This is a genomic window from Streptomyces sp. NRRL F-5630 (assembly GCF_000719475.1).
In the GTDB taxonomy this organism is placed as follows: Bacteria; Actinomycetota; Actinomycetes; order Streptomycetales; family Streptomycetaceae; genus Streptomyces.
In genome coordinates this window covers 62,217-88,129 of sequence record NZ_JOGO01000020.1, presented here as the reverse complement: position 1 = coordinate 88,129, position 25,913 = coordinate 62,217, and the positions used below count along the sequence as shown (strand labels likewise).

The window sequence follows — 25,913 nt, the reverse complement described above, 5'->3', positions numbered from 1 at the left end:
CCGAGGCGGTGTAGCTCAGTCGGTAGAGCAAGCGGCTCATAATCGCTGTGTCACCGGTTCAAGTCCGGTCACCGCTACTGACAGTAGCCGATTGTGGGGTCGGTCCTTCGGTCGGCTACTCTTTCCTGCGTTAATCGTTTTCTATCCGTTCGTCAAGGAGCACTCACGTGGCTGCCACCGACGTCCGCCCGAAGATCACGCTGGCCTGCGTGGAGTGCAAGGAGCGGAACTACATCACCAAGAAGAACCGGCGTAACGACCCGGATCGTCTTGAACTCAAGAAGCACTGCCCGCGCTGCAACAAGCACACGGCGCACCGCGAGACCCGCTGACCTTCCGGTCACGGACCTTTCGCATCAGGCTCGTTCGCGAGGCCGTTCCCTTCGGGGAGCGGCCTTTCGGCGTTTCCGGGGATGGGTCCTCCGAGAGGCGTGGAGGACGGGCACGGACCGGGCGTGTGTGCTCGCACAGGCCCGGGCCGTGTAGGCCGCACGGTCCGGGGGCGTCTGTGCGGGCAGGGGCCGGGCTCTCCTCGGGTGCGCCGTACCACCCGTGAGACGCTGGGGCGCCGCGATACGCCACGTACCGCGGCGTACACCTACGCGGCGATACATGACGTACCGCGGCGTACACCTACGCACGTACAGCCGAGACCGGGAGGTGGGACGGCGCATGGCGCTCGACCAGTCCTTCGTGGGGCGGAGTTATCCGCCCGTCGATTCCTACGAGGTGGGGCGGGAGAAGATCCGCGAGTTCGCGCGCGCGATCGGTGACGAGAACCCCGCGTACACCGACCCCGAGGCCGCCCGGAAGCTCGGGCACGAGGACGTGATCGCCCCGCCGACCTTCGTCTTCGCCGTCACGTACCGTGCCGCCGCGCAGGTCGTCCAGGACCCGGCGCTCGGGCTCGACTACAGCCGCGTCGTGCACGGGGACCAGAAGTTCGCCTACGTGCGTCCCGTCCGGGCGGGGGACGTGCTGAGCGTCACCTCGACGATCGACGCGATCAAGTCGCTCGCGGGCAACGACGTCATCGACGTCCGGGGTGAGGTGCACGACGCCGAGGGCGAACTCGTCGTGACGACCGTCATGAAGCTCGTGGCCCGCGCGGCCGGGGAAGGGGAGAAGTGATGAGCGCCACCGTCGCCTACGCGGACGTCGAGGTCGGCACCGAGCTGCCGCCGGCGAGCTTCCCCGTGACCCGTGCCACGCTCGTCGCGTACGCGGGCGCCTCGGGGGACTTCAACCCCATCCACTGGAACGAGCGCTTCGCGAAGTCCGTGGGGCTGCCGGACGTCATCGCGCACGGCATGTTCACGATGGCCGAGGCCGCGCGGGTCGTGACGGACTGGGTGGGTGACCCGGGGGCCGTCGTCGAGTACGGCGTGCGGTTCACGAAGCCGGTCGTCGTGCCCGACGACGACGAGGGAGCCGTCATCGAGGTGAGCGGGAAGGTCGCGGCGAAGCTCGACGACGGGCTGGTGCGGGTCGATCTGCTGGCCACCAGCGGCGGGCAGAAGGTGCTCGGGATGAGCCGGGCGGTCGTCCGGCTGGCGTGAGGCGGCGGGCCGCGGGGCGGCGGTGTCCGGCGGCCCCGTCTGTGGGGTGGTGCCCGGCGGGGCTGTCCGCCGCTGGTGGTCCGCAGGTCTTTTCGCAAGCAGGCGGCCCCACCCGGCTCCCTACGCGAGCCGGTGGCCTCATCCCCGGCTCCCTTCGCGAGCCGGTGTCTCGGGGGCCGCTTTCGCGGGGCTCCGCCTCGCGGTTGCCTCTGCGAACTGCTCCGCCCTTGCGGCCCCCTCCCGAGCCCCGCCCCGCGCCCCCTTCTCAAGACGCCGCACGCGCCGCTCGTCGCCCACCCACCACCCGCCCTTGCCAAGTTAGTGATTGAGTACTAACTTTCTTCCCGTGGTCAGGATGAGTGCAGAGGAGCGGCGGCTGAGCGCCATTCGTGCCGCCGTCGCCGAGTTCGCCGAGCGGGGGTACGAGGGGACGTCGACCGAGTCGATCGCTCAGCGGGTCGGGGTCTCGCAGCCGTACCTCTTCCGGCTGTTCAAGAACAAGCGGGAGCTCTTCCTCGCCGCCGCCGCGTACTCCATGCGCGAGACGGTGCGCGTCTTCGCGGAGGCCGCCGACGCCGTGGAGGGCGAGGGCCAGAAGGCCGCGATGGGCGCGGCGTACAAGGAACTCATCGAGCGGCGCCCGGAGTTCCCGCAGATGTTCCTGCGGATCTACGGGCAGGCCGCCGCCGCGCGCGGCGCGGGGGACGAGGAGTTCGCGGGGGAGTTGCGGCGGAACTGGACCGAGCTGTGGGACTTCCTGCTGCTGCGCCTCGGCGGTGACGCCGAGGAGGCCGCGCAGTTCCTGGCCATGGGCATGTTGATCAACAACCTCGTCTCGCTCGGTTTCCCGCCGACGCACCACGTCTGGTGCGGGCTCGACGCGGAGGACGTGCCCGTGGCCAAGGAGTTCCAGGAGTAAGGGGCGCGGCGCGGGCTCCGGTGCGCCGGATTTCGCGTGCCGGGTTCCGTGCGCCGTTACCCGTGCCGGTGACGTGCGCCCTGTGAAGTTAGTGATCGATAACTAAAGTTCAAGTGTCTGGGGGACACAGGACATGCCATCCACACCGAGCAAGCGGCCCGTCTTCTGGGTGCTGCTCATCACCGGGATCGCGGGCTTCATGGCCGCGCTCGACAACCTCGTCGTCACCAACGCCCTCCCCTCGATCCGCGCCGACCTCGGCGGCGGCGCGGGGGACCTGGAGTGGACGGTGAGTGCGTACACGCTGACCTTCGCGGTGCTCATGCTCTTCGGGGCCGCGCTCGGGGACCGCTTCGGGCGGCGCCGGATGTTCCTCGCGGGCGTCGCGCTCTTCACCCTCGCCTCGGGGCTCGCCGGTTTCGCGCAGGGGATAGGCCAGCTCATCGCCGCGCGCGCCCTGCAAGGCGTCGGGGCCGCGGTCATGATGCCGCTCATCCTCACGCTCATCGCCGCGGCCGTCCCGGCCGGACGGCGCGGGATGGCGTACGGCATCACGGGTGCCGTCAACGGCCTCGCGGTCGCGACCGGGCCGCTCATCGGCGGCACCCTCACGGAGCACATCTCGTGGCACTGGATCTTCTGGCTCAACGTGCCGCTCGGCGCGCTGCTCCTGATCCTCGCCCCGCTGCGGCTCGGCGAGTCCACCGCGCCCGGAGCGCGCCTGGACCTGCCGGGGACGCTCCTGGTCAGCGGCGGCCTCTTCGGGATCGTGTACGCGCTCGTCAACGGCAACGGGGACGGCTGGACCAGCGCGCCCGTGCTCGGCGGGCTCCTCGCGGGGACCGCGCTGCTCGCCGGGTTCGTCGTCTGGGAACTGCGCTCGCGGCGTCCGATGGTGCCGATGCGGCTCTTCCGGGGGCGGGCCTTCAGCGCGATCAACGCTGTCAGCCTGCTGATGTTCCTCGGCATGTTCGGCTCGATCTTCCTGCTCAGCCAGGCCCTCCAGCTCGTACAGGGCTGGTCGCCGACCGAGGCGGGACTGCGGATGCTGCCGTGGACCGGGATGCCCATGCTCGTCGCGCCCATCGCGGGGATGCTCAGCGACCGCCTCGGCGGCCGGCGCGTGGTCGCGGCCGGGCTGCTCTTCCAGGGGATCGCGCTCGGCTGGTTCGCGTACCTCTACGACGCGGGGGTCTCGTACGGGGAACTGCTGCCCGGCATGATCCTCGGCGGCATCGGGATGGCGCTCTACTTCGCGCCCGCCGCCGCCCTCGTCATGGACAGCGTGCGTCCCGCCGAGGCGGGGATCGCCTCGGGTGTCAACAACGCGGTCCGCGAGGTCGGCGGGGCGCTCGGCATCGCCGTCCTGAGCGCCGTGTTCACCGCGCGGGGCGGGTACGCGGGCGCCGCGGACTTCGTGGACGGGCTCACCCCGGCCCTGTGGGCGGGCACGGGCGGGGTGCTCCTGGGAGCCGTGATCGCGCTGCTGATCCCGCGGGGGCGGGCGGTGCCGCCGAAGGCCGCTGAGCCGCGGCTCACCGAGGCGGCGCCGGTCGCCGCCTAGCCCATGGAGGGGGCGGGGTGCGCGCGGGCTGCGCGCGCCCCGCCCCCTCTAGCCCGTACGGAGGGGGCCGGGGTGCGCGCGCACTCGCGAGCGCACCACGCCCCGTACCCTGAAGCGGTGCAGGAACTCCACGACGCTCCCCTCGCCCCGCTCACCACGCTCCGGCTCGGCGGTACCGCGCGCCGCCTCGTCACGGCACACACCGATGCCGAGATCGTCGAGACCGTCCGTGCCGCCGACACGGCCGGCGAACCGCTGCTCGTGATCGGCGGCGGCAGCAACCTCGTCATCGGCGACAAGGGCTTCGACGGCACGGCGCTGCGCGTCGCGACGACCGGACGCACCCTGGACGGCACCCGCCTCGAAGTCGCCGCCGGGGAGAACTGGGACGAGACCGTCGCCGCCTCGGTCGCCGCCGGGCTCGCCGGGATCGAGTGCCTCGCGGGCATCCCGGGCTCGGCGGGGGCGACGCCGATCCAGAACGTGGGCGCCTACGGCCAGGAGGTCGCGCAGACCGTCACCGAAGTCCTCGCCTACGACCGCGCGAACGGCGAGACGGTCACCGTTCCCGCCGCCGAGTGCGGCTTCGCCTACCGCTGGAGCCGGTTCAAGGCGGAGCCCGAGCGGTGGATCGTGCTGCGGGTGCGCTTCGCGCTGGAGGACGCCGAGGGTCTCTCGGCGCCCGTGCGGTACGCGGAGACGGCGCGGGCGCTCGGCGTCGGGGTGGGCGAGCGCGTGCCGCTCGCGACCGCCCGCGACACCGTCCTGAAGCTGCGCGCGGGCAAGGGCATGGTGCTCGACCCCGAGGACCACGACACGTGGTCGGCGGGCTCCTTCTTCACCAACCCGCTGCTGACCGAGGCCGAGTTCGCCACCTTCCTCGCCAAGGCGCACGCCCGCCTCGGCGAGGACGTCACGCCCCCCGCCTACCCGGCGGGCGAGGGGCTCACGAAGACCTCGGCCGCCTGGCTCATCGACAAGGCCGGCTTCACGAAGGGCTACGGGAGCGGCGCCGCCCGCATCTCGACGAAGCACACGCTCGCCCTGACGAACCGGGGCGCCGCGAGCACGGAGGACCTGCTCGCACTCGCCCGGGAGGTCGTGGCGGGCGTACGCGAGGCGTTCGGCGTGGAACTGGTCAACGAGCCGGTGATGGTGGGCGTCGGGCTGTAGGCGGGACGGCCACGTCGCGGGCGAGGCGCGGGGCCCGCGCCTCCCGCTCCTCGCCGCGCCTGCGCCCAGCGCGCCTTCGCGCACGTGGCCGCCGCTGCCCGGGGGCTCGCGGCGGCGCGAAAGGCTGATCCTCTACGCTCACTGAGCACGGCAGGGGGCCGGGCGTTCTCGGTTCCTTGGGGGTCACCATGCGGCAGCGCCGTACCGTCCTGTCCGTCTGCTGTGCGGCTCTTGTGCTGCTCGGCGCCACCGCCTGCGAGGGCGAGGACGGCGCGACGGGCGCCGGGAAGGGGTCCGCGACGGCGACCCACGCCGCTGCCGCTCCCGTACCCGAGAAGCTCGGCGCCGACGGCACGACGGTCCAGGTCGGGCGCCCGGGAGCCGCGACCGTCATGCACCTCTACGAGGACCCGCGCTGCCCCGTGTGCAAGGACTTCGAGGACTCCGACGGGGCGGACGTGCTGCGCGAGAGCACCGCTTCGGGGGACGTGCGCACCGACTACACGCTCGCCTCCTTCCTCGACGACGGCCTCGGCGGTGGGGGATCGAAGCGCGCGGTCAACGCGCTCCGTGCCGCCCTGGAGGAAGGGCACTTCGCCGCGTACCACGACGTCCTCTACGCCCACCAGCCCGAGGAGAGCGTCGACGGCTTCACGACCGCGCGGCTCCTCGCGCTCGCCGCGAAGGTCGAGGGCCTGCGCGGCCCCGCGTTCGACAAGGCGGTCCGCACGATGCGGTACGCGGACTTCGTCGCGGCCTCCGAGGCCGCCCTGGAAGGCGACGGCATCCAGGGCACGCCCGCCTTCGTCCTCGACGGCAGGCCCGTCGGCAACGGCACGAGCGAGCAGGTCACCTCGGGCACGGGGATGGCCCTCACGCTCGGTTCGGCGAGCGGCGGCCACCGCGCGGACTCCTGACCCGAAGGGCCGTCCCGTCATCCCGGGCGGGCGCACGACGACAGCTACGGCACCTCGCCGCGTCGCCGGAACGCCCGCCTACCTCCAGCACGCGGATGTCCCTCCGCCTCGCGACGCACCGCGTCTGACGCCGCGCGCTGATCCACCAGGGACAGCCCTCAGACCGCCAGCCAGTCGTCCACCCGCGCCAGCAGCTTCTCGCGCACGTCCGCCGGCGCCGCCGAGCCCCGTACCGACTGCCGGGCCAGCTCCGCCAGTTCGGCGTCGGTGAAGCCGTGGTCGTGGCGCGCGATCTCGTACTGCGCCGTGAGCCGGGCGCCGAAGAGGAGCGGGTCGTCGGCGCCGAGCGCCATCGGGACGCCTGCGTCGAAGAGCGTGCGCAGCGGGACGTCCGCCTGCTTCGGGTAGACCCCGAGCGCCACGTTCGACGCCGGGCAGACCTCGCACGTCACGCCCGAGTCGGCGAGGCGCCGCAGCAGGCGCGGGTCCTCGGCCGCGCGCACCCCGTGCCCGACGCGCACCGCGTGCAGGTCGTCGAGGCAGTCCCGTACGGAGGAGGGCCCCGCCAGCTCGCCGCCGTGCGGCGCCGCGAGCAGCCCGCCCTCGCGCGCGATCGCGAAGGCGCGGTCGAAGTCGCGCGCCATCCCGCGCCGTTCATCGTTCGAGAGCCCGAAGCCGACCACGCCCTGATCGGCGAAGCGCACCGCGAGGCGTGCGAGCGTGCGCGCGTCGAGCGGGTGCTTCATGCGGTTCGCGGCGACGAGGACGCGCATCCCGAGCCCGGTGTCGCGCGAGGCGGAGGCGACGGCGTCGAGGATGATCTCCAGGGCCGGGATGAGCCCCCCGAGCGCGGGCGCGTACGAGGTCGGGTCGACCTGGATCTCCAGCCACCCCGAACCGTCCCGCACGTCCTCCTCGGCCGCCTCGCGGACCAGGCGCTGGATGTCCTCGGGCGCGCGCAGGCAGGCGCGGGCGGCGTCGTACAGGCGCTGGAAGCGGAACCAGCCGCGCTCGTCGGTGGCGCGCAGCCGCGGCGGTTCGCCCGAGGTGAGGGCGTCGGGGAGCCGCACCCCGTACTTGTCGGCCAGTTCGAGCAGCGTCGAGGAACGCATCGAACCGGTGAAATGCAGGTGCAGATGCGCCTTCGGCAGCTCGGCGAGGTCCCTGGTCCCGTCCCTGACCACCCCGGCGCGGGGGTTCACGTGCATGCGCTCCATTCATGAATCCTGCCGCATGCGGGCGGCTGCTCGGTAGCCGGTTACCCCTTCGAGCTCTTGCCCGAACACTCGTCCGGATATGGCGGCGGGCCCCCGCCCGGTGGAGGGTGGGGGCCCGCTCGGGTCCGTGCGGCGGTGCCGGTCAGTCCTTCACTTCCGCGAGGAGCTTCTGGAGACGGCCGACGCCCTCGATGAGGTCCTCGTCCCCGAGCGCGTAGGAGAGCCGCAGGTAGCCGGGGGTGCCGAAGGCCTCGCCCGGCACGACCGCGACCTCGACCTCGTCGAGGATGAGCGCGGCCAGCTCGACCGTGTCGGCGGGGCGGCGGCCGCGGAGCTCCTTGCCGAGCAGCTCCTTGACCGAGGGGTACGCGTAGAAGGCGCCCTCGGGCTCGGGGCAGAAGACACCGTCGATCTCGTTGAGCATCCGCACGATGGTGCGGCGGCGGCGGTCGAAGGCCGTGCGCATCTCGGCGACGGCGTCGAGGCTGCCGGAGACGGCGGCGAGCGCGGCGGCCTGCGAGACGTTGCCCACGTTCGAGGTCGCGTGCGACTGGAGGTTCGTCGCGGCCTTGATGACGTCCTTCGGGCCGATGACCCAGCCCACGCGCCAGCCGGTCATCGCGTACGTCTTCGCCACGCCGTTCACCACGACGCAGCGGTCGCGCAGCTCGGGCACGATCGCCGGCAGCGAGGTGAACGTCGCGTCCCCGTACACGAGGTGCTCGTAGATCTCGTCCGTGAGCACCCACAGGCCGTGCTCGACGGCCCAGCGCCCGATCGCCTCGGCCTCGGCCTCCGGGTAGACGGCGCCCGTCGGGTTGGAGGGGGAGACGAAGAGCAGCACCTTGGTGCGCTCGGTGCGGGCGGCCTCCAACTGCTCCAGCGTGACGCGGTACCCGGTCGTCTCGTCGGCGACGACCTCGACGGGCACGCCGCCCGCGAGCCGGATCGACTCGGGGTACGTGGTCCAGTACGGGGCCGGGACGATGACCTCGTCGCCCGGGTCGAGGATCGCGGCGAACGCCTCGTAGATGGCCTGCTTGCCGCCGTTGGTCACGAGCACCTGCGAGGCGTCGATCTCGTAGCCGGAGTCGCGCAGCGTCTTCGCGGCGATCGCGGCCTTCAGCTCGGGCAGTCCGCCGGCCGGGGTGTAGCGGTGGTTGCGCGGCTCGCGGCACGCCTCGACGGCGGCGTCGACGATGTAGCCGGGCGTGGGGAAGTCGGGTTCACCCGCGCCGAAGCCGATCACCGGACGCCCGGCGGCCTTGAGGGCCTTGGCCTTGGCGTCCACGGCGAGGGTCGCGGACTCGGAGATGGCGGCGACGCGCGCGGATACCCGGCGCTCGGTGGGAGGGGTTGCAGCGCTCATGTCCCCATCGTTTCAGACCGGGAACATCCCGGGCACCGGGGTTTGCGGATCGAGACGGAGGCCGGTACGGAAAGCGGTCGGCGGGCGCTACGCGGCCCGTGCGCGGGCGGCGGGCGACCCCGGCGCGGGCGGTACGCGGGCGGTACGCGGCCCCTGAGCGGGCGGTACGGGGCGGGCTCGCGGAACAACGCGTTCGACCTGGGAGCCCGGACCACGTATGCTCTCTCCTCGTTGGCCCACGGCGGACCCGTTCAGCGCAGGCACTTAGTGTCGGCGGGCGGATGCGGTACGTTGGGGCGGGCAAAGGGTCGTAGCTCAATTGGTAGAGCACTGGTCTCCAAAACCAGCGGTTGGGGGTTCAAGTCCCTCCGGCCCTGCTTCACACACCTTCGGGTATGTGTGCGCATGTGTACGTACAGCTATTGCACCGCCGTGCGGCTCCCCTGGGTGCGGTACGGCACCCGACCGGGAATTCAGGTGAGGACACGTGACGGACGCCGTGGGCTCCATCGATACGCCTGATGCCCAGGACGAGGCCCCCCGCCCCAAGAAGAAGGGCGGCAAGCGCGGCAAGAAGGGCCCCCTGGGCCGGCTCGCGCTCTTCTACCGGCAGGTCATCGCGGAGCTCCGCAAGGTCGTCTGGCCCACGCGCAGTCAGCTCTCGACGTACACGACCGTCGTCATCGTCTTCGTGGTGATCATGATTGGCCTGGTCACCGTGATCGACTACGGATTCTCGCAGGCCGCCAAGTACGTTTTTGGCTGAGCCGGCATGCACAATGCGGAGGGCGCCGTACTCGGCGCCCCTTTCGCGTGTTCCACCCCTATGTATCAGGAAGAAGCAGCGACGTGTCTGACCCGAACCTGAACGGCGCCGACCAGCCCGCGCACGAGGGCCCGGCCTCCGCCGAGGACGTTCTCGGCGCCGAGGCCGAGGGCGCCGCGGAGCCGGAGCAGGCCGCGGCTGCGGAAGCCCAGCCCGAGGCCGAGGCCCCCGCGGCCGACGAGAAGGCCGCCGAGGCGGAGGAGGCCGCGGCCGACGCGGACGAACTCGCCGCCGAGGAAGCCGGGCAGGACGCCGAGGACGCGGCGGAGGACGCCGCGGACGAAGAGGTTGAGGAAGAGGCCGTCGACCCCGTCGCGGCCCTGCGCGAGGAACTGCGCACGCTGCCCGGCGAGTGGTACGTCATCCACACCTACGCCGGCTACGAGAACCGCGTGAAGACCAACCTGGAGCAGCGCGCCGTCTCGCTCAACGTCGAGGAGTTCATCTTCCAGGCCGAGGTGCCGCAGGAAGAGGTCGTCCAGATCAAGAACGGCGACCGCAAGACGATCCGGCAGAACAAGCTCCCCGGGTACGTCCTCGTCCGCATGGACCTCACCAACGAGTCCTGGGGCGTGGTCCGCAACACCCCCGGCGTCACCGGCTTCGTCGGCAACGCCTACGACCCGTACCCGCTGACCCTCGACGAGATCGTCAAGATGCTCGCCCCCGAGGCGGAGGAGAAGGCGGCCCGCGAGGCCGCCGAGGCCGAGGGCAAGCCCGCGCCGCAGCGCAAGGTCGAGGTCCAGGTCCTCGACTTCGAGGTCGGCGACTCGGTCACCGTCACCGACGGCCCCTTCGCGACCCTCCAGGCGACGATCAACGAGATCAACGCCGACTCCAAGAAGGTCAAGGGCCTCGTGGAGATCTTCGGCCGCGAGACCCCGGTCGAGCTGAGCTTCGACCAGATCCAGAAGAACTAAGCCTGATCATGGGCTGAGGACGCCCCTGCCAGCAGGTTTCCTGCTGGCAGGGGCGTCGGTCATTCCCCGTGGGCCGTCTGTCTCCGGGGCAAGAGTCGCAGCGGTTGGAAGCGACCTGTTTGGATTCCGGCATGACGGATTGGTCGCGACTCAGCCATGCTTACGGCTCGGCGGAAGACATACCGGCACTGCTGGACCAGATCGCTTCGGAGCCGAGTCCCGAGCGTTGGAACGATCTGTGGTCGGCGCTCTGCCATCAAGGCAGTGTCTACTCGGCCAGCTTCGCGGCCCTGCCATGGCTAGCCCACGTAGCCGGCTGTGATGACCGAGAGCAGGCGGTGAGCGCCCTGAATCTGGCGGGCGCGATCTTGGCTGGCTCCGATCAGCCGCACGGGGCCGGCGAGGTCCGCGCCCAGCACGCTGCGGAGGTCGGGGCCCTGCTGGCAGCGGTGAACGAATACCTCCGGGCATCGTCCGATCGGAACGAGTACGCCTGTCTCCTGGAATCCATGCTGAGCTTCGAAGGCGTCGTGAGCTGGAGCGAAAACCTCGCCGGGGGCCTCGTGAACGAGGAGTACGAGGTCCCCTGCCCCGGCTGCCAAGCCAACCTGTTCATCGTCATCGGCGAGCGCGGATTCTTCTCCACGAGCGGTGACTATGCGCTGTCGGAGGATGACGTCGAGACGGTGCCTCTGCGTCCCGCCAACCCCGCCACCCTGGACGGCATCGGCCGACGGCTCCACGACATCGCCCTCACCGACGGGCACCAAGACGTCGCCGACGCGATGACCTATGTCTTCGGCGGTGCGACGTGCCCGGACTGCGAATCCGACTTCTCCGTGGCGGATCAGGTCAGTGCCGACTGGTCCGCCACGCGCTGAGCAGGTCCAGCGGAAGACAGGCGCCTTCGTCGCACCGGGCGTTGGTGACGCAGGTGAGGCAGACCACTTGTCACGGGCGCTGACGCCAGCGGTTCCTCGCGCTCACGAGGGAGGCGGAGAACTGCTGGCGCCGGGCCCCCGTGGGCTGTCTGCCGCTGACCAACGATGATGGCCAACGCCCCCCTGACAGGCTGCAAAGCTGGTCAGCGGCGGATGGGCTCTCGTTGGCGCAGGTACGCTTGTGGCCTCATCAGGCTCAGAAGAACTGAACCGGGCGGCGCCCTCTCTCCGAGGGTGCCGTGCCGCGCAGGCTTCCGGCAGGTCACAGGGGATACGGGGAGACCCGGCACCCCCTGTGACCTGCCGGTTTTTGAGCGTACAGCGATACCCGTTACCGTTGTGCGGTATGCCTCCATCCAGTCGAACCGCGTAGAACCGGTTGCCCCGGACGGAGGCCGAACACTTCTCACCAGGACCCGGAGAGAGCAATGCCTCCCAAGAAGAAGAAGGTCACGGGGCTGATCAAGCTCCAGATCCAGGCCGGTGCCGCCAACCCGGCCCCGCCGGTCGGCCCCGCGCTGGGTCAGCACGGCGTCAACATCATGGAGTTCTGCAAGGCCTACAACGCCGCGACCGAGTCGCAGCGCGGCTGGGTCATCCCGGTCGAGATCACGGTCTACGAGGACCGCTCCTTCACCTTCATCACGAAGACCCCGCCGGCCGCGAAGATGATCCTCCGCGCCGCCGGTGTCGAGAAGGGCTCGGGCGAGCCGCACAAGACCAAGGTCGCCAAGATCACGGACGCCCAGATCCGCGAGATCGCCCAGACCAAGATGGAAGACCTCAACGCCAACGACATCGACGCCGCCGCGAAGATCATCGCCGGTACCGCGCGTTCGATGGGCGTCACCGTCGAGGGCTGAGCCCGCGGCAGGGCCCGCCGGGCCCCGTAGACCTCTTGTGGCAGGGCGAGCGCCGTCCGGACCACAACTCCGCAACAGAACACCAGGAGCAGCAGTGAAGCGCAGCAAGTCCCTCCGGGCTGCCGACGCCAAGATCGACCGGGAGCGCCTGTACGCGCCCCTGGAGGCGATCCGGCTGGCCAAGGACACCGCCACCACCAAGTTCGACTCGACCGTCGAGATCGCCTTCCGCCTGGGTGTCGACCCGCGCAAGGCCGACCAGATGGTCCGTGGCACCGTGAACCTCCCGCACGGCACCGGCAAGACCGCCCGGGTCCTGGTCTTCGCGACCGGTGACCGTGCCGAGGCCGCGCGTGCCGCGGGCGCCGACATCGTCGGCGCCGACGAGCTCATCGACGAGGTCGCGAACGGGCGTCTGGACTTCGACGCCGTCGTCGCGACGCCGGACCTCATGGGCAAGGTCGGCCGCCTCGGCCGCGTGCTCGGCCCGCGCAGCCTCATGCCGAACCCGAAGACCGGCACCGTGACCCCCGACGCGGCCAAGGCCGTCAAGGAGATCAAGGGCGGCAAGATCGAGTTCCGCGTCGACAAGCACTCGAACCTCCACTTCATCGTCGGCAAGTCGTCCTTCACGGACGAGCAGCTCGTCGAGAACTACGGCGCCGCGCTCGACGAGATCCTTCGTCTCAAGCCGTCCGCCGCGAAGGGCCGCTACATCAAGAAGGCGGTCGTGAGCACCACCATGGGCCCCGGCGTCCCGGTGGACCCCAACCGCACCCGTAACCTCCTCACCGAGGAGGACCCGGCCGCCGTCTGAGCCCCTGGCTCCCGCCGGTGACCGCGTCACGGACGCGCACTTCCACGAAGGCCCCGCACCCGCCCCGGGTGCGGGGTCTTCGCGCGCTCTGTTCGCGCGCGGGCGTCCGTGCTTGGGTGGGGCGGTCGAGGCGAGGGGGCGTACGTGCGCGGCTGGGGACGGGGTGCGGCGGCGGTGCTCGCGGGGTGCCTGCTGCTCGCCGGGTGCGGAGGCTCGGGCGACGGCACGGTGGAGAGCGGCGGGGCGCGCGGGGAGGCCGCTCGGGTGCTGCGGGAGGCGGTGCGCGCGACGGAGGCGGCCGGCTCGGCGCGTACGGAGTCCGTCACCGAGATCGCGGGGGAGCGGACCCGCAGCCGGGGCTCCCTCGACTGGTCGGGCACCCCGTACGGGCGGCTGCGGGTGGGGGAGGGCGGCGACCTCGTCCTCACGGGAGGCGAGACGTGGGTACGGCTCGCGCGGCCCGTGGACGGGAAGCGGTGGGTACGGCAGAAGGGCGGGGCCGACCTCGTACCGGCCGCCTCACTGCGGCTGCTCCTCGCGGCCGGGGACGCGCACCGCGCCGGGCGGGCGCGGGTGCGGGGCGTCATCACGACGCACTGGGCGGGACGCGTACGGGCCGCCGAGTCGGCGCGGGTGCGGGCGGCGGGGGTCGCGGCGCAGAGCGTGGACGTGTGGCTGGACGCGCGGGGACGGCTCGTGAAGCGGATCGAGTCGGGCCGGGGGAAGGCCGGGCCGGTGCGGGTCACGACGTACTGGAGCGGCTTCGGGACGGTGGTGGAGGTGCCGGAGGTGCCGCGGGGGAACTGAATCCGCTTCGGGAGTGTCGTACACCTCGGGTAATGTGCGGCAAAAATTCGGGGCACGCACAGCGGAAACTTGGGGTGGGGACATGAGCAGCACAGCTTGGGGCCGGAAGCGGACGGGTCGTGTCGTGGGGGCGGCGATCGCGGTGGCGCTCCTGGGCGGGGCCGCGACGGCCTGCGGCGGGGACGACTCCGGGGACAAGAAGAGCGACGCGAAGCCGGCGGCGGAGAAGTCCTCGGCCGACACCGGGGACGTGGATCCGCAGGCGGCCCTGAAGACCGCCTCGGAGAAGGTGAGCACCTTCAAGTCCGTCACCGTCGACATGACCACGAAGGTCCCGGCGGCGACCGCCGGAGCGGGCGGCGCGACCGCCATGAAGGGCAAGCTCGGCTGGGATCCGCTGGCCATGGACATGGTCGTGAAGTCCGACCAGGCCGAGGCCGGGATGCCGGCCGAGGTCCCCATGAAGTGGGACGGCGACGTCATGTACATGGACATGGGGAAGGAAGGCGCTGCCCAGATGGACGGCAAGCGCTGGATGAAGATCGACCTCGCCGCCGCGGCCAAGGCCGGCGGTGCCGGGGACGCGATGAAGCAGTTCGACCAGTTCATGGGCTCCTTCAACCAGGGCGCCGCGACGCAGATCGACATGCTGCGCGCGGCCAAGGACGTGAAGTACGTCGGCACCGAGAAGATCGGCGGTGTCGAGGCGAAGCACTTCCGCGGCACGGTGGAGGGCGACGCGCTGCTGAACACGGAGGGCGCGCTCAAGGGCATGGACGCCGAGGCGCGGAAGGAACTGCGGGAGAGCTTCAAGAAGTCGGGCCTGAAGTCGCAGGAGACCGACCTGTGGATCGGTGCCGACGACCTGCTGGTCCGCGCGGACGGCAAGGCGGTCACCAAGGACGGGACCGTCACCACGAAGACCCTGTACTCGGACTTCGCGGGCCCGCTCGAGGTGACCGCGCCGCCCGCCGGCCAGACGATGGACCTCATGAAGATGCTCAAGGGCATCGGCGACCTCACGAAGGACGGCGGCCCGAGCGACGCCGACATGAAGGAGCTGGAGGACGCGCTGGGCGGCGAGTGACCGTCGCGCGGTGCCGGGCCCGCCGGGGGCGATTTGCTCCGGGCGGGCCCGCTCCCGTACTCTCCTTTTCGTAGCCGAAGACCGCTGGTCGCCCCTGTGCCGCAAGGCGCGGTGGCCGAAGGACTCGCAGATACGCGAGCGACCCGCGCAGGTGCGAATGAGGACCGCAGCTCCCGGACGTCCAGTCCGGTCGAGCCACGCCCCGCGCGCCCGCGCCGGGGCGTTTCGTTTGTTCTCCACTCTCCTTCGCCCCGGTGGTCCACGGCTCGTCTGCGGCTGATCGCGAGGTCAGTCGAAGCTCATCACCCCGGAAGGAGGCCGAGGCACATGGCGACCGCTGACAAGGTCGATGCCGTCGAGGAGATCACGGAGAAGCTCCGTAACTCCAACGCCGCCGTCGTTACCGCGTACACGGGTCTGTCCGTCGCGCAGCTCAAGCAGCTGCGCCGTTCTCTCGGCGAGAACGCTCAGTACCGTGTGGTGAAGAACACGCTGACCAAGATCGCGGCCAAGGAGGCCGGGTTCTCGGAGCTGGACGAGCACCTCAAGGGCTCGACGGCCGTCGCTTTCGTCACCGGTGACCCGGTCGAGGCGGCGAAGGGTCTCCGTGACTTCGCCAAGGAAAACCCCGCGCTTGTCATCAAGGGCGGTGTTCTCGACGGCAAGGCGCTCTCCGCCGACGAGATCAAGAAGCTTGCGGACCTCGAGTCCCGCGAGGTTCTGCTGGCCAAGCTGGCGGGCGCCATGAAGGGCAAGCAGTCGCAGGCTGCCGCGCTCTTCCAGGCGCTTCCCTCGAAGTTCGTCCGCACCGCGGAGGCGCTTCGTGCCAAGAAGGCCGAGCAGGGCGGTGCCGAGTAATTCGGCTCGTTTTCTGACCCGAGCCCGCTGAGCGGGCAGAGGTCGACGCGGGCCGTACGTACGCCCGCCGACATGTACATCCGGCACCAGCCGAAGAGTGGAAGGACCGCCATCATGGCGAAGCTCAGCCAGGAAGAACTCCTCGCCCAGTTCGAGGAGCTGACCCTCATCGAGCTCTCCGAGTTCGTGAAGGCCTTCGAGGAGAAGTTCGACGTCACCGCCGCCGCCCCGGCCGCCGTGGCCGTGGCCGCCCCCGGCCAGGGTGGTGGCGAGGCCGCCGCCGAGGAGCAGGACGAGTTCGACGTCATCCTCACGGGCGCCGGCGACAAGAAGATCCAGGTCATCAAGGTCGTGCGTGAGCTGACCTCGCTGGGTCTGAAGGAGGCCAAGGACCTCGTCGACGGCACCCCGAAGCCCGTCCTGGAGAAGGTCGACAAGGCTGCCGCCGACAAGGCCGCCGATGCCCTCAAGGGCGCCGGCGCCTCCGTCGAGGTCAAGTGACCCGAGGTCCGCGAGGACCTTTCGCACGCGTCCGGCGCGCGGCCCTGTGAGGGGCCCGCGCGGGCACGTACGTACGAAGGCTGCCCCGGCCGGATGACGGCCGTGGCAACCGACCCGAGACGTTTTCACCCTGGGGTGTAACGCCGAGGGGCCGAAGGGCGATCACCCAACCGGGTGGTCGCCCTTCGGCGTTGCCGTGGCGGGTGCTGCGGGCGTTCCGCCCCTGCGGGTAGGGTGATCTTCGTTGTGCGCCCGGCCCCGGGCCCTGGGCCCCGTGGGGCCCTGCGGCGGCCGGGCGGCGGGACGCGGGGGCCTTGACGAACGGCACGCAGCGCGCAATTCTCAGGACGCGTCGTCACAACGATCCTCAATCCGAGGCATGGATCGGTGGCGAAGAGGGCAGTATCGGAGTGCGTCGCCAGGCGCACGGAACGCGCAGGAGTTGTGATCAGCGAGGGTCTCGCGCATCCGGGAGAAAACCCGGACTGGACATCAGTGGGCCATATGGCTACACTGTCCCTTTGCGCTGCCTGTTAGCTGCCTCCTGCCCGTCACCAGGGGCATCCCCGAGCCGAGCACCGATCGAAGAAACGGCCCCGACCAGGGCTTTCACTCGGTGCGTCCAGCCCGGGACCGGTACGCGCGTAGTGAGTCCGAGCCCTCGGAAGGACCCCCTCTTGGCCGCCTCGCGCACTGCCTCGACCGCACAAACGAACAACGGTGCCAGCACCGCCCCGCTGCGCATTTCTTTCGCAAAGATCCGGGAGCCTCTTGAGGTTCCCAACCTGCTCGCCCTTCAGACCGAGAGCTTCGACTGGCTGCTCGGCAACGACGCCTGGAAGTCCCGCGTCGAGGCGGCCCTCGCGGGCGGCATGTCCGTCCCCACCAAGTCCGGTCTGGAGGAGATCTTCGAGGAGATCTCCCCGATCGAGGACTTCTCCGGGTCGATGTCGCTGACGTTCCGCGACCACCGCTTCGAGCCGCCGAAGAACTCCATCGACGAGTGCAAGGACCGCGACTTCACGTACGCGGCCCCGCTCTTCGTCACCGCCGAGTTCACCAACAACGAGACCGGCGAGATCAAGTCCCAGACGGTCTTCATGGGCGACTTCCCGCTCATGACCAACAAGGGCACCTTCGTCATCAACGGCACCGAGCGTGTCGTGGTCTCCCAGCTGGTCCGCTCGCCGGGCGTCTACTTCGATTCCTCGATCGACAAGACCTCCGACAAGGACATCTACTCCGCCAAGATCATCCCCTCCCGGGGTGCCTGGCTGGAGATGGAGATCGACAAGCGCGACATGGTCGGTGTCCGCATCGACCGCAAGCGCAAGCAGTCGGTGACCGTACTGCTCAAGGCGCTCGGCTGGACGACCGAGCAGATCCTTGAGGAGTTCGGCCAGTACGAGTCGATGCGCGCCACCCTGGAGAAGGACCACACCCAGGGCCAGGACGACGCGCTCCTCGACATCTACCGCAAGCTGCGCCCGGGCGAGCCGCCCACCCGTGAGGCCGCCCAGAACCTCCTGGAGAACCTCTACTTCAACCCCAAGCGCTACGACCTCGCGAAGGTCGGCCGCTACAAGGTCAACAAGAAGCTGGGTTCGGAAGCGCCGCTGGACGCCGGCGTGCTCACCACCGACGACATCCTCGCCACGATCAAGTACCTCGTGCAGCTGCACGCGGGCGAGACCGAGGCGACCGTCGGTGACGAGGGCAAGACGATCGTCGTCGAGACCGACGACATCGACCACTTCGGCAACCGCCGCCTGCGCAACGTCGGCGAGCTGATCCAGAACCAGGTCCGCACGGGTCTCGCCCGTATGGAGCGCGTCGTGCGCGAGCGCATGACGACGCAGGACGTCGAGGCGATCACGCCGCAGACGCTCATCAACATCCGGCCGGTCGTCGCCTCCATCAAGGAGTTCTTCGGCACCAGCCAGCTGTCCCAGTTCATGGACCAGAACAACCCGCTGTCCGGGCTGACGCACAAGCGTCGTCTGTCCGCGCTCGGCCCGGGTGGTCTCTCCCGTGAGCGGGCCGGCTTCGAGGTCCGCGACGTGCACCCGTCCCACTACGGACGCATGTGCCCGATCGAGACCCCTGAAGGCCCGAACATCGGCCTGATCGGCTCGCTCGCCTCCTACGGCCGCGTCAACGCCTTCGGCTTCGTCGAGACGCCGTACCGCAAGGTCGTCGACGGTGTCGTCACCGACGACGTCGACTACCTGACGGCCGACGAGGAGGACCGCTTCGTCATCGCCCAGGCGAACGCGCCGCTCACGGACGACCTCCACTTCGAGGAGGCCCGCGTCCTGGTGCGCCGCCGCGGCGGCGAGGTCGACTACGTCCCCGGGGACGACGTCGACTACATGGACGTCTCGCCGCGCCAGATGGTGTCCGTCGCGACCGCGATGATCCCCTTCCTGGAGCACGACGACGCCAACCGCGCCCTCATGGGCGCGAACATGATGCGCCAGGCCGTGCCCCTGATTAAGTCCGAGGCCCCGATCGTCGGCACCGGCATGGAGTACCGCTCCGCGACCGACGCCGGCGACGTGCTCAAGGCCGAGAAGGACGGTGTGGTCCAGGAGGTCTCCGCGGACTACATCACGACCACGAACGACGACGGCACGTACACCACGTACCGCCTCGCCAAGTTCTCGCGCTCCAACCAGGGCACCTCGGTCAACCAGAAGGTCATCGTCAACGAGAACGACCGGGTCATCGTCGGCCAGGTCCTCGCGGACGGTCCCGCGACCGAGAACGGCGAGATGGCGCTCGGCAAGAACCTTCTTGTCGCCTTCATGCCGTGGGAGGGTCACAACTACGAGGACGCGATCATCCTGTCGCAGCGCCTCGTGCAGGACGACGTCCTCTCCTCGATCCACATCGAGGAGCACGAGGTCGACGCCCGTGACACCAAGCTCGGCCCCGAGGAGATCACCCGGGACATCCCGAACGTCTCCGAGGAGGTCCTCGCCGACCTCGACGAGCGCGGCATCATCCGCATCGGCGCCGAGGTCATCGCCGGCGACATCCTCGTCGGCAAGGTCACGCCCAAGGGCGAGACAGAGCTGACCCCCGAGGAGCGCCTGCTGCGCGCGATCTTCGGGGAGAAGGCCCGTGAGGTCCGCGACACCTCGCTCAAGGTCCCGCACGGCGAGATCGGCAAGGTCATCGGCGTCCGCGTCTTCGACCGCGAGGAGGGCGACGAGCTTCCCCCGGGCGTGAACCAGCTGGTCCGCGTCTACGTCGCCCAGAAGCGCAAGATCACCGACGGCGACAAGCTCGCCGGGCGGCACGGCAACAAGGGCGTCATCTCCAAGATCCTGCCGGTCGAGGACATGCCGTTCCTGGAGGACGGCACCCCGGTCGACATCATCCTGAACCCGCTCGGCGTGCCCTCGCGCATGAACCCGGGCCAGGTCATGGAGATCCACCTCGGCTGGCTCGCCAGCCAGGGCTGGGACGTCTCCCAGGTCCCCGAGGACTGGGCGCGGCGTCTCCAGGCGATCAGCGCCGACCAGGTCAAGCCCCGCACCAACGTCGCGACCCCGGTCTTCGACGGTGCCCGCGAGGACGAGCTGGCCGGTCTCCTGGAGCACACCATCCCCAACCGCGACGGGGACCGGATGGTGCAGCCCACGGGCAAGGCCCGGCTCTTCGACGGCCGCTCCGGCGAGCCGTTCCCGGACCCGATCTCGGTCGGCTACATGTACATCCTCAAGCTCCACCACCTCGTGGACGACAAGCTCCACGCGCGCTCGACCGGCCCGTACTCGATGATCACGCAGCAGCCGCTGGGTGGTAAGGCGCAGTTCGGCGGCCAGCGCTTCGGTGAGATGGAGGTGTGGGCGCTGGAGGCGTACGGCGCCGCCTACGCCCTCCAGGAGCTCCTGACGATCAAGTCCGACGACGTGACCGGCCGCGTGAAGGTCTACGAGGCCATCGTCAAGGGCGAGAACATCCCCGAGCCCGGCATTCCCGAGTCCTTCAAGGTGCTCATCAAGGAAATGCAGTCGCTCTGCCTGAACGTGGAGGTGCTGTCCTCGGACGGCATGTCCATCGAGATGCGCGACGCGGACGAGGACGTCTTCCGTGCCGCCGAAGAGCTCGGTATCGACCTGTCCCGGCGCGAGCCGAGCAGCGTCGAAGAGGTCTGACGGGCCCACCCGGCCCCGCCGGTCGCGACTCCCCGGAGACGCGCCGGCGGGCCGGGTGGTGACCCCAGCCCCGTACGACCGGGGCGCAGGACCCCGTACAGACCACCTTTGACACAACCCTGAGAGGGATTGACGCATAGTGCTCGACGTCAACTTCTTCGACGAGCTGCGGATCGGCCTTGCCACCGCGGACGACATCCGGACCTGGTCGCACGGCGAGGTCAAGAAGCCGGAGACCATCAACTACCGCACCCTCAAGCCGGAAAAGGACGGGCTCTTCTGCGAGAAGATCTTCGGCCCCACCCGGGACTGGGAGTGCTACTGCGGCAAGTACAAGCGTGTCCGCTTCAAGGGCATCATCTGCGAGCGCTGCGGCGTCGAGGTCACTCGCGCCAAGGTGCGCCGCGAGCGCATGGGCCACATCGAGCTCGCCGCTCCCGTCACGCACATCTGGTACTTCAAGGGCGTGCCCTCGCGCCTCGGGTACCTGCTCGACCTGGCGCCGAAGGACCTGGAGAAGGTCATCTACTTCGCCGCGTACATGATCACGTACGTGGACGAGGAGCGCCGCACCCGCGACCTGCCCTCCCTGGAGGCGCAGGTGCAGGTCGAGCGCCAGCAGGTCGAGAACCGGCGCGACTCCGACCTGGAGAACCGCGCCAAGAAGCTGGAGAACGACCTCGCCGAGCTGGAGGCCGAGGGCGCCAAGGCCGACGCGCGCCGCAAGGTGCGCGAGGGTGCCGAGCGCGAGATGAAGCAGCTCCGTGACCGCGCCCAGCGCGAGATCGACCGCCTCGACGAGGTGTGGAGCCGCTTCAAGAACCTCAAGGTCCAGGACCTGGAGGGCGACGAGCTCCTCTACCGCGAGCTGCGTGACCGCTTCGGCACGTACTTCGACGGCTCGATGGGCGCCGCCGCGCTCCAGAAGCGCCTGGAGTCCTTCGACCTGGAGGAGGAGGCCGAGCGCCTCCGCGAGATCATCCGCACCGGCAAGGGCCAGAAGAAGACCCGTGCCCTCAAGCGGCTCAAGGTCGTCTCGCCGTTCCTCCAGACCGCCAACAGCCCCAAGGGCATGGTCCTGGACTGCGTCCCGGTCATCCCGCCGGACCTGCGTCCGATGGTGCAGCTCGACGGTGGCCGCTTCGCGACCTCCGACCTCAACGACCTGTACCGCCGCGTCATCAACCGCAACAACCGCCTGAAGCGGCTTCTCGACCTCGGCGCGCCCGAGATCATCGTGAACAACGAGAAGCGGATGCTCCAGGAGGCCGTCGACGCGCTCTTCGACAACGGCCGTCGCGGCCGCCCGGTCACGGGCCCCGGCAACCGTCCGCTGAAGTCGCTCTCCGACATGCTCAAGGGCAAGCAGGGCCGCTTCCGCCAGAACCTCCTCGGCAAGCGCGTGGACTACTCCGCGCGTTCCGTGATCGTCGTCGGTCCGCAGCTCAAGCTGCACCAGTGCGGTCTGCCGAAGGCGATGGCGCTGGAGCTGTTCAAGCCGTTCGTGATGAAGCGCCTGGTGGACCTGAACCACGCGCAGAACATCAAGTCGGCCAAGCGCATGGTCGAGCGCGGCCGCACCGTCGTGTACGACGTCCTCGAAGAGGTCATCGCCGAGCACCCGGTGCTGCTCAACCGCGCCCCGACCCTGCACCGCCTGGGCATCCAGGCCTTCGAGCCGCAGCTCGTCGAGGGCAAGGCCATCCAGATCCACCCGCTCGTCTGCACCGCCTTCAACGCGGACTTCGACGGTGACCAGATGGCCGTGCACCTGCCGCTCTCCGCGGAGGCGCAGGCCGAGGCCCGCATCCTGATGCTGTCCTCGAACAACATCCTCAAGCCGGCCGACGGCCGGCCGGTCACCATGCCGACCCAGGACATGGTGCTCGGCCTCTTCTTCCTCACCACGGACGAGGAGGAGCGCGAGGTCATCGGTGAGGGCCGGTCCTTCGGCTCGACCGCCGAGGCGATCATGGCCTTCGACGCCGGGGAGCTCTCGCTCCAGGCGAAGGTGGACATCCGCTTCCCGGTCGGCACCATGCCGCCGCGCGGCTGGACCCCGCCGGAGCCCGCCGAGGGCGAGGACGACTTCGGTTCGCCGGAGTACCAGCCGGGCGACTCCTTCCGGCTGCGTACGACGCTGGGCCGGGCGCTCTTCAACGAGCTGCTCCCGGAGGACTACCCCTTCGTCGACTACTCGGTCGGCAAGAAGCAGCTCTCGGAGATCGTCAACGACCTCGCCGAGCGCTACCCCAAGGTGATCGTCGCCGCGACGCTGGACAACCTCAAGGCGTCCGGCTTCTTCTGGGCGACCCGTTCCGGTGTCACCGTCGCCATCTCGGACGTCGTCGTCCCCGAGGCGAAGAAGGGCATCGTCGCCCAGTACGAGGCCGAGGACGAGAAGGTCCAGAAGCAGTACGAGCGCGGTCTGATCACCAAGGACGAGCGCACCGGTGAGCTGATCCGGATCTGGACCCGCGCGACCAACGAGGTCGCCGAGGCGATGAACGAGAACTTCCCGAAGACGAACCCGATCGCCATGATGGTGAACTCGGGCGCCCGAGGGAACATGATGCAGCTCCGTCAGATCGCCGGTATGCGTGGTCTGGTGTCGAACGCCAAGAACGAGACGATCCCCCGTCCCATCAAGGCGTCCTTCCGCGAGGGCCTGTCCGTGCTGGAGTACTTCATCTCCACGCACGGTGCCCGTAAGGGTCTCGCCGACACCGCCCTGCGCACCGCCGACTCCGGCTACCTCACGCGTCGACTCGTCGACGTCTCGCAGGACGTCATCATTCGCGAGGAGGACTGCGGCACCGACCGCGGTCTGCGCCTCAAGATCGCCGAGCGTGGGACGGACAACGTCCTGCGCAAGACGGACGACGTCGAGACCAGCGTGTACGCGCGCTGCCTCGCCGAGGACGTCGTCGTCGGGGACGTCGTACTGGCCCCGGCCGGTACCGACCTCGGTGACGTGCTCATCGACGAGCTGGTCCGCCACGGCATCGAGGAGGTCAAGACCCGTTCGGTCCTGACCTGCGAGTCCGCCGTCGGCACCTGCGCGATGTGCTACGGGCGTTCGCTCGCCACCGGCAAGCTCGTCGACATCGGTGAGGCGGTCGGCATCATCGCCGCCCAGTCCATCGGTGAGCCGGGCACCCAGCTCACGATGCGTACCTTCCACACCGGTGGTGTGGCCGGTGACGACATCACGCAGGGTCTGCCGCGTGTCGTCGAGCTCTTCGAGGCCCGTACCCCGAAGGGTGTCGCCCCGATCTCCGAGGCCGCGGGCCGTGTCCGCATCGAGGAGACCGAGAAGACCAAGAAGATCGTCGTCACCCCGGACGACGGCAGCGAAGAGACTCCTTACCCGATCTCGAAGCGCGCCCGTCTGGAGGTCGCCGAGGGCGACCACGTCGAGGTGGGCCAGAAGCTCACCGTGGGTGCCACCAACCCGCACGACGTGCTCCGCATCCTCGGTCAGCGCGCGGTGCAGGTGCACCTCGTGGGCGAGGTCCAGAAGGTCTACAACTCGCAGGGTGTGTCGATCCACGACAAGCACATCGAGATCATCATCCGGCAGATGCTCCGCCGCGTGACGATCATCGAGTCGGGTGACGCCGAGCTGCTGCCCGGTGAGCTGGTCGAGCGCTCGAAGTTCGAGACGGAGAACCGCCGGGTCGTCACCGAGGGCGGTCACCCCGCCTCCGGCCGCCCGCAGCTCATGGGTATCACCAAGGCCTCGCTCGCGACCGAGTCGTGGCTGTCGGCGGCGTCCTTCCAGGAGACGACCAGGGTCCTCACCGACGCGGCGATCAACGCCAAGTCGGACTCCCTGATCGGCCTCAAGGAGAACGTCATCATCGGTAAGCTCATCCCGGCCGGTACGGGTCTGTCCCGCTACCGCAACATCCGGGTCGAGCCGACCGAGGAGGCCAAGGCCGCGATGTACTCGGCCGTCGGCTACGACGACATCGACTACTCGCCCTTCGGTACGGGTTCCGGCCAGGCCGTCCCGCTGGAGGACTACGACTACGGGCCTTACAACCAGTAAGACCTGCCGGTCTGTGTGACGAACGGCCGTCTCGCGCTTTCGGGCGCGGGGCGGCCGTTCGGCGTGTCCGGGGGCTGTGCGGAGGGGCCTGACCGGGCGCGGAATGGGCCGGAGCCTGTCAGGGGGTGGTGCTCTCCCCTCCGTCGAGCGTCCAGCCACCGCGGGTCTGGATCTGGAGGAAGCCGGTGGGGGAGGCGAGGTTCAGGCGCGCCTCGCCCATCCCCTCGGCGAGGACCTCGGCGGGGCGCAGCGCGGGGGTGAGGCGGCGGAGCTGGTACGGGCCGGGGCCGGAGTGCCGGAAGGAGAGCCGCTCCGCCTCCGGGTTCTCCAGGGCGAGGACGTCGCCGCCGTAGCCGCTCAGGCGGGGCGCGGCGGGGGTGAGGCGGCGGATGACGTGCGCGCCGAGGACGGCGAGGCGCCAGGCGCCTTCGAGACGGAGTTCGAGCCGCACGGAGTCCTCCTCCCGCGCCGCGAGCGGGAGGAGGGCGCAGACGGGGCCCCCGGCCTCGTACAGCCGCGCCCAGGGGCCGCGTCCGCTCCTGGTCCGCACCCGTACGAGGCCGAGCGCCGGGCTCGTGAGGGCGAGGACGGCCATGGTGCCGGGCTCGGGGCGCGGCAGCCGCAGCACGGCGTCGCCCTCGCCGTGGTTCCACTCGGCGTTGGGGGTGCGCAGGCGGGTCAGCGCGGACCAGCCCTCGGCGAGTACGTGGTCGAGGTCCTCGCTGTCCGCGGTGCGGCTCTTGTCGTACACGTCCAGCGCGAGTTGGTAGTCCGCGAGGTCGTCCTCCGTGGAGCCGGGACCCGGTTGGTAGTCGAGGGACTGGATCGCCCGTGCGTAGTCGAGGACTTCGGGGCCGGTACGGGTGTCGCGGGGGCGGGGCGCGGGGAGGGGGCGCCGGGCGTAGTGGTGGGCGCTGAGGGCCGGGGGGAGCACGAGGCCGGCGAAGAAGAGCAGCGCGAAGGGCACTTCGCCGAGAAGGCCCATGAAGAGCGTCAGGAGGAGGACGAGGACGAAGGCGCTGGTGAGGCCGTGGGCGAGGGCGCGGGGCCAGCTCAGGGGCGGCGGTCCGGTCCTGGCGAGGTCGGTTTTGGCGGGGTCGTTTCTGGCGGGGGCGTTCGCGTGGGGGGAGTGGGCGGCGTGGTGGCCGTGGGGGTTGTCGGCGCGGTGGGGAGCGCGGGGATCGCGGGCGCCGTGGGCGCGGCGGGGGTCGTCGCGGGCGTCTTCCGGGCGTGGGGACGGGGTGTGGTCGGGGTCGTTGGGCATGGCGTTCCCCCCGGGGGCTCGTCCGGCTTCCCATGGTGCGCTTTCCCGCGCGGGGGCGACAGAGGGCACCTGATTGGCGCAGTGCCCGGGG

Annotated in this window: 21 protein-coding genes and 2 tRNA genes; 20 read left to right on the top strand and 3 right to left on the bottom strand. The window is 70.2% G+C overall.

Features of this window, described 5'->3' with window-relative positions; all coding sequences use genetic code 11:
• Positions 1-4 precede the first annotated feature (4 nt).
• The 8 genes from IF99_RS0112660 (at position 5) to IF99_RS0112625 (ending at position 6,132) form a co-directional block, all read left to right on the top strand.
• A tRNA-Met gene (locus tag IF99_RS0112660) sits at positions 5-77 on the top strand.
• 90 nt (positions 78-167) lie between these two features.
• A complete protein-coding gene (gene rpmG / locus IF99_RS0112655) occupies positions 168-332 on the top strand; it encodes a 50S ribosomal protein L33 (protein WP_007823188.1) in 165 nt (54 codons plus the stop codon).
• Between the two features lie 340 nt (positions 333-672).
• Positions 673-1,131: a MaoC family dehydratase N-terminal domain-containing protein gene (locus IF99_RS0112650; RefSeq protein ID WP_030996531.1), complete on the top strand. Its 459-nt coding sequence runs from the start codon at positions 673-675 to the stop codon at positions 1,129-1,131.
• Positions 1,131-1,559 (top strand): MaoC family dehydratase, encoded by a 429-nt coding sequence (locus IF99_RS0112645; protein ID WP_030996530.1) that lies wholly within the window; start codon positions 1,131-1,133, stop codon positions 1,557-1,559. The genes IF99_RS0112650 and IF99_RS0112645 overlap by 1 nt, the downstream gene beginning before the upstream one ends.
• Positions 1,560-1,914: 355 nt before the next feature.
• Entirely contained in the window at positions 1,915-2,478 is a 564-nt protein-coding gene (locus IF99_RS0112640; RefSeq protein ID WP_037826825.1) for a TetR/AcrR family transcriptional regulator, read from the top strand.
• Positions 2,479-2,611: 133 nt separating this feature from the next.
• Positions 2,612-4,042: an MFS transporter gene (locus IF99_RS0112635; RefSeq protein ID WP_030996528.1), complete on the top strand. Its 1,431-nt coding sequence runs from the start codon at positions 2,612-2,614 to the stop codon at positions 4,040-4,042.
• Positions 4,043-4,159: 117 nt separating this feature from the next.
• On the top strand, positions 4,160-5,215 hold the full coding sequence (locus tag IF99_RS0112630; protein ID WP_030996526.1) for a UDP-N-acetylmuramate dehydrogenase: 1,056 nt from the start codon (positions 4,160-4,162) through the stop codon (positions 5,213-5,215).
• A 188-nt stretch (positions 5,216-5,403) separates the two neighbouring features.
• A complete protein-coding gene (locus IF99_RS0112625) occupies positions 5,404-6,132 on the top strand; it encodes a DsbA family protein (protein ID WP_030996525.1) in 729 nt (242 codons plus the stop codon).
• A 158-nt stretch (positions 6,133-6,290) separates the two neighbouring features.
• Here IF99_RS0112625 and IF99_RS0112620 read toward each other — a convergent pair whose 3' ends face one another.
• Together IF99_RS0112620 and IF99_RS0112615 are read right to left on the bottom strand one after the other, a co-directional pair.
• The gene (locus IF99_RS0112620; RefSeq protein ID WP_051703465.1) at positions 6,291-7,349 is read right to left on the bottom strand and encodes an adenosine deaminase; all 1,059 of its coding nucleotides are present in this window, start codon (positions 7,347-7,349) and stop codon (positions 6,291-6,293) included.
• 142 nt (positions 7,350-7,491) lie between these two features.
• Positions 7,492-8,718, bottom strand: coding sequence for a pyridoxal phosphate-dependent aminotransferase (locus IF99_RS0112615; protein WP_030996523.1), 1,227 nt, complete (start codon positions 8,716-8,718; stop codon positions 7,492-7,494).
• 304 nt (positions 8,719-9,022) lie between these two features.
• On the opposite strand from IF99_RS0112615, the gene IF99_RS0112610 reads away from it, so the two are divergent.
• The 12 genes from IF99_RS0112610 (at position 9,023) to IF99_RS0112555 (ending at position 24,558) form a co-directional block, all read left to right on the top strand.
• Positions 9,023-9,095 (top strand) — tRNA-Trp (locus tag IF99_RS0112610).
• A gap of 110 nt (positions 9,096-9,205) precedes the next feature.
• The gene (gene secE, locus IF99_RS0112605; protein ID WP_030996522.1) at positions 9,206-9,484 is read left to right on the top strand and encodes a preprotein translocase subunit SecE; all 279 of its coding nucleotides are present in this window, start codon (positions 9,206-9,208) and stop codon (positions 9,482-9,484) included.
• Positions 9,485-9,567: 83 nt separating this feature from the next.
• Entirely contained in the window at positions 9,568-10,464 is an 897-nt protein-coding gene (nusG, locus tag IF99_RS0112600; protein WP_030996521.1) for a transcription termination/antitermination protein NusG, read from the top strand.
• Positions 10,465-10,595: 131 nt separating this feature from the next.
• Entirely contained in the window at positions 10,596-11,345 is a 750-nt protein-coding gene (locus IF99_RS0112595) for a hypothetical protein (RefSeq protein WP_030996520.1), read from the top strand.
• Positions 11,346-11,833: 488 nt separating this feature from the next.
• Positions 11,834-12,268 (top strand): 50S ribosomal protein L11, encoded by a 435-nt coding sequence (gene rplK, locus IF99_RS0112590; protein ID WP_030996519.1) that lies wholly within the window; start codon positions 11,834-11,836, stop codon positions 12,266-12,268.
• A 94-nt stretch (positions 12,269-12,362) separates the two neighbouring features.
• Complete coding sequence (rplA, locus tag IF99_RS0112585) at positions 12,363-13,085, top strand: 50S ribosomal protein L1 (RefSeq protein ID WP_030996518.1); 723 nt, start codon at positions 12,363-12,365, stop codon at positions 13,083-13,085.
• 144 nt (positions 13,086-13,229) lie between these two features.
• A complete protein-coding gene (locus IF99_RS0112580; RefSeq protein ID WP_030996517.1) occupies positions 13,230-13,892 on the top strand; it encodes a hypothetical protein in 663 nt (220 codons plus the stop codon).
• 82 nt (positions 13,893-13,974) lie between these two features.
• Positions 13,975-14,979: a hypothetical protein gene (locus IF99_RS0112575; RefSeq protein ID WP_078655063.1), complete on the top strand. Its 1,005-nt coding sequence runs from the start codon at positions 13,975-13,977 to the stop codon at positions 14,977-14,979.
• A gap of 327 nt (positions 14,980-15,306) precedes the next feature.
• The gene (gene rplJ / locus IF99_RS0112570) at positions 15,307-15,837 is read left to right on the top strand and encodes a 50S ribosomal protein L10 (RefSeq protein ID WP_030996515.1); all 531 of its coding nucleotides are present in this window, start codon (positions 15,307-15,309) and stop codon (positions 15,835-15,837) included.
• 114 nt (positions 15,838-15,951) lie between these two features.
• Complete coding sequence (gene rplL / locus IF99_RS0112565) at positions 15,952-16,338, top strand: 50S ribosomal protein L7/L12 (RefSeq protein WP_030996514.1); 387 nt, start codon at positions 15,952-15,954, stop codon at positions 16,336-16,338.
• Positions 16,339-17,015: 677 nt separating this feature from the next.
• The gene (rpoB, locus tag IF99_RS0112560; protein ID WP_030996513.1) at positions 17,016-20,504 is read left to right on the top strand and encodes a DNA-directed RNA polymerase subunit beta; all 3,489 of its coding nucleotides are present in this window, start codon (positions 17,016-17,018) and stop codon (positions 20,502-20,504) included.
• Between the two features lie 139 nt (positions 20,505-20,643).
• Positions 20,644-24,558, top strand: a complete 3,915-nt coding sequence (locus IF99_RS0112555; RefSeq protein WP_030996512.1) for a DNA-directed RNA polymerase subunit beta' — start codon at positions 20,644-20,646, stop codon at positions 24,556-24,558.
• 118 nt (positions 24,559-24,676) lie between these two features.
• Here the strand turns inward: IF99_RS0112555 and IF99_RS0112550 are convergent, their stop codons facing one another.
• Complete coding sequence (locus IF99_RS0112550) at positions 24,677-25,822, bottom strand: hypothetical protein (RefSeq protein ID WP_030996511.1); 1,146 nt, start codon at positions 25,820-25,822, stop codon at positions 24,677-24,679.
• Positions 25,823-25,913 lie beyond the last annotated feature (91 nt).

Coding starts and splice junctions, on each gene's coding strand:
- IF99_RS0112650 (WP_030996531.1), top strand. CDS start 673: ATGGCGCTCGACCAGTCCTTCGTGGGGCGGAGTTATCCGCCCGTCGAT.
- IF99_RS0112645 (WP_030996530.1), top strand. CDS start 1,131: ATGAGCGCCACCGTCGCCTACGCGGACGTCGAGGTCGGCACCGAGCTG.
- IF99_RS0112640 (WP_037826825.1), top strand. CDS start 1,915: ATGAGTGCAGAGGAGCGGCGGCTGAGCGCCATTCGTGCCGCCGTCGCC.
- IF99_RS0112635 (WP_030996528.1), top strand. CDS start 2,612: ATGCCATCCACACCGAGCAAGCGGCCCGTCTTCTGGGTGCTGCTCATC.
- IF99_RS0112625 (WP_030996525.1), top strand. CDS start 5,404: ATGCGGCAGCGCCGTACCGTCCTGTCCGTCTGCTGTGCGGCTCTTGTG.
- IF99_RS0112620 (WP_051703465.1), bottom strand. CDS start 7,349: ATGGAGCGCATGCACGTGAACCCCCGCGCCGGGGTGGTCAGGGACGGG.
- IF99_RS0112615 (WP_030996523.1), bottom strand. CDS start 8,718: ATGAGCGCTGCAACCCCTCCCACCGAGCGCCGGGTATCCGCGCGCGTC.
- IF99_RS0112595 (WP_030996520.1), top strand. CDS start 10,596: ATGACGGATTGGTCGCGACTCAGCCATGCTTACGGCTCGGCGGAAGAC.
- rplK (WP_030996519.1), top strand. CDS start 11,834: ATGCCTCCCAAGAAGAAGAAGGTCACGGGGCTGATCAAGCTCCAGATC.
- IF99_RS0112575 (WP_078655063.1), top strand. CDS start 13,975: ATGAGCAGCACAGCTTGGGGCCGGAAGCGGACGGGTCGTGTCGTGGGG.
- rplJ (WP_030996515.1), top strand. CDS start 15,307: ATGGCGACCGCTGACAAGGTCGATGCCGTCGAGGAGATCACGGAGAAG.
- rplL (WP_030996514.1), top strand. CDS start 15,952: ATGGCGAAGCTCAGCCAGGAAGAACTCCTCGCCCAGTTCGAGGAGCTG.
- IF99_RS0112550 (WP_030996511.1), bottom strand. CDS start 25,822: ATGCCCAACGACCCCGACCACACCCCGTCCCCACGCCCGGAAGACGCC.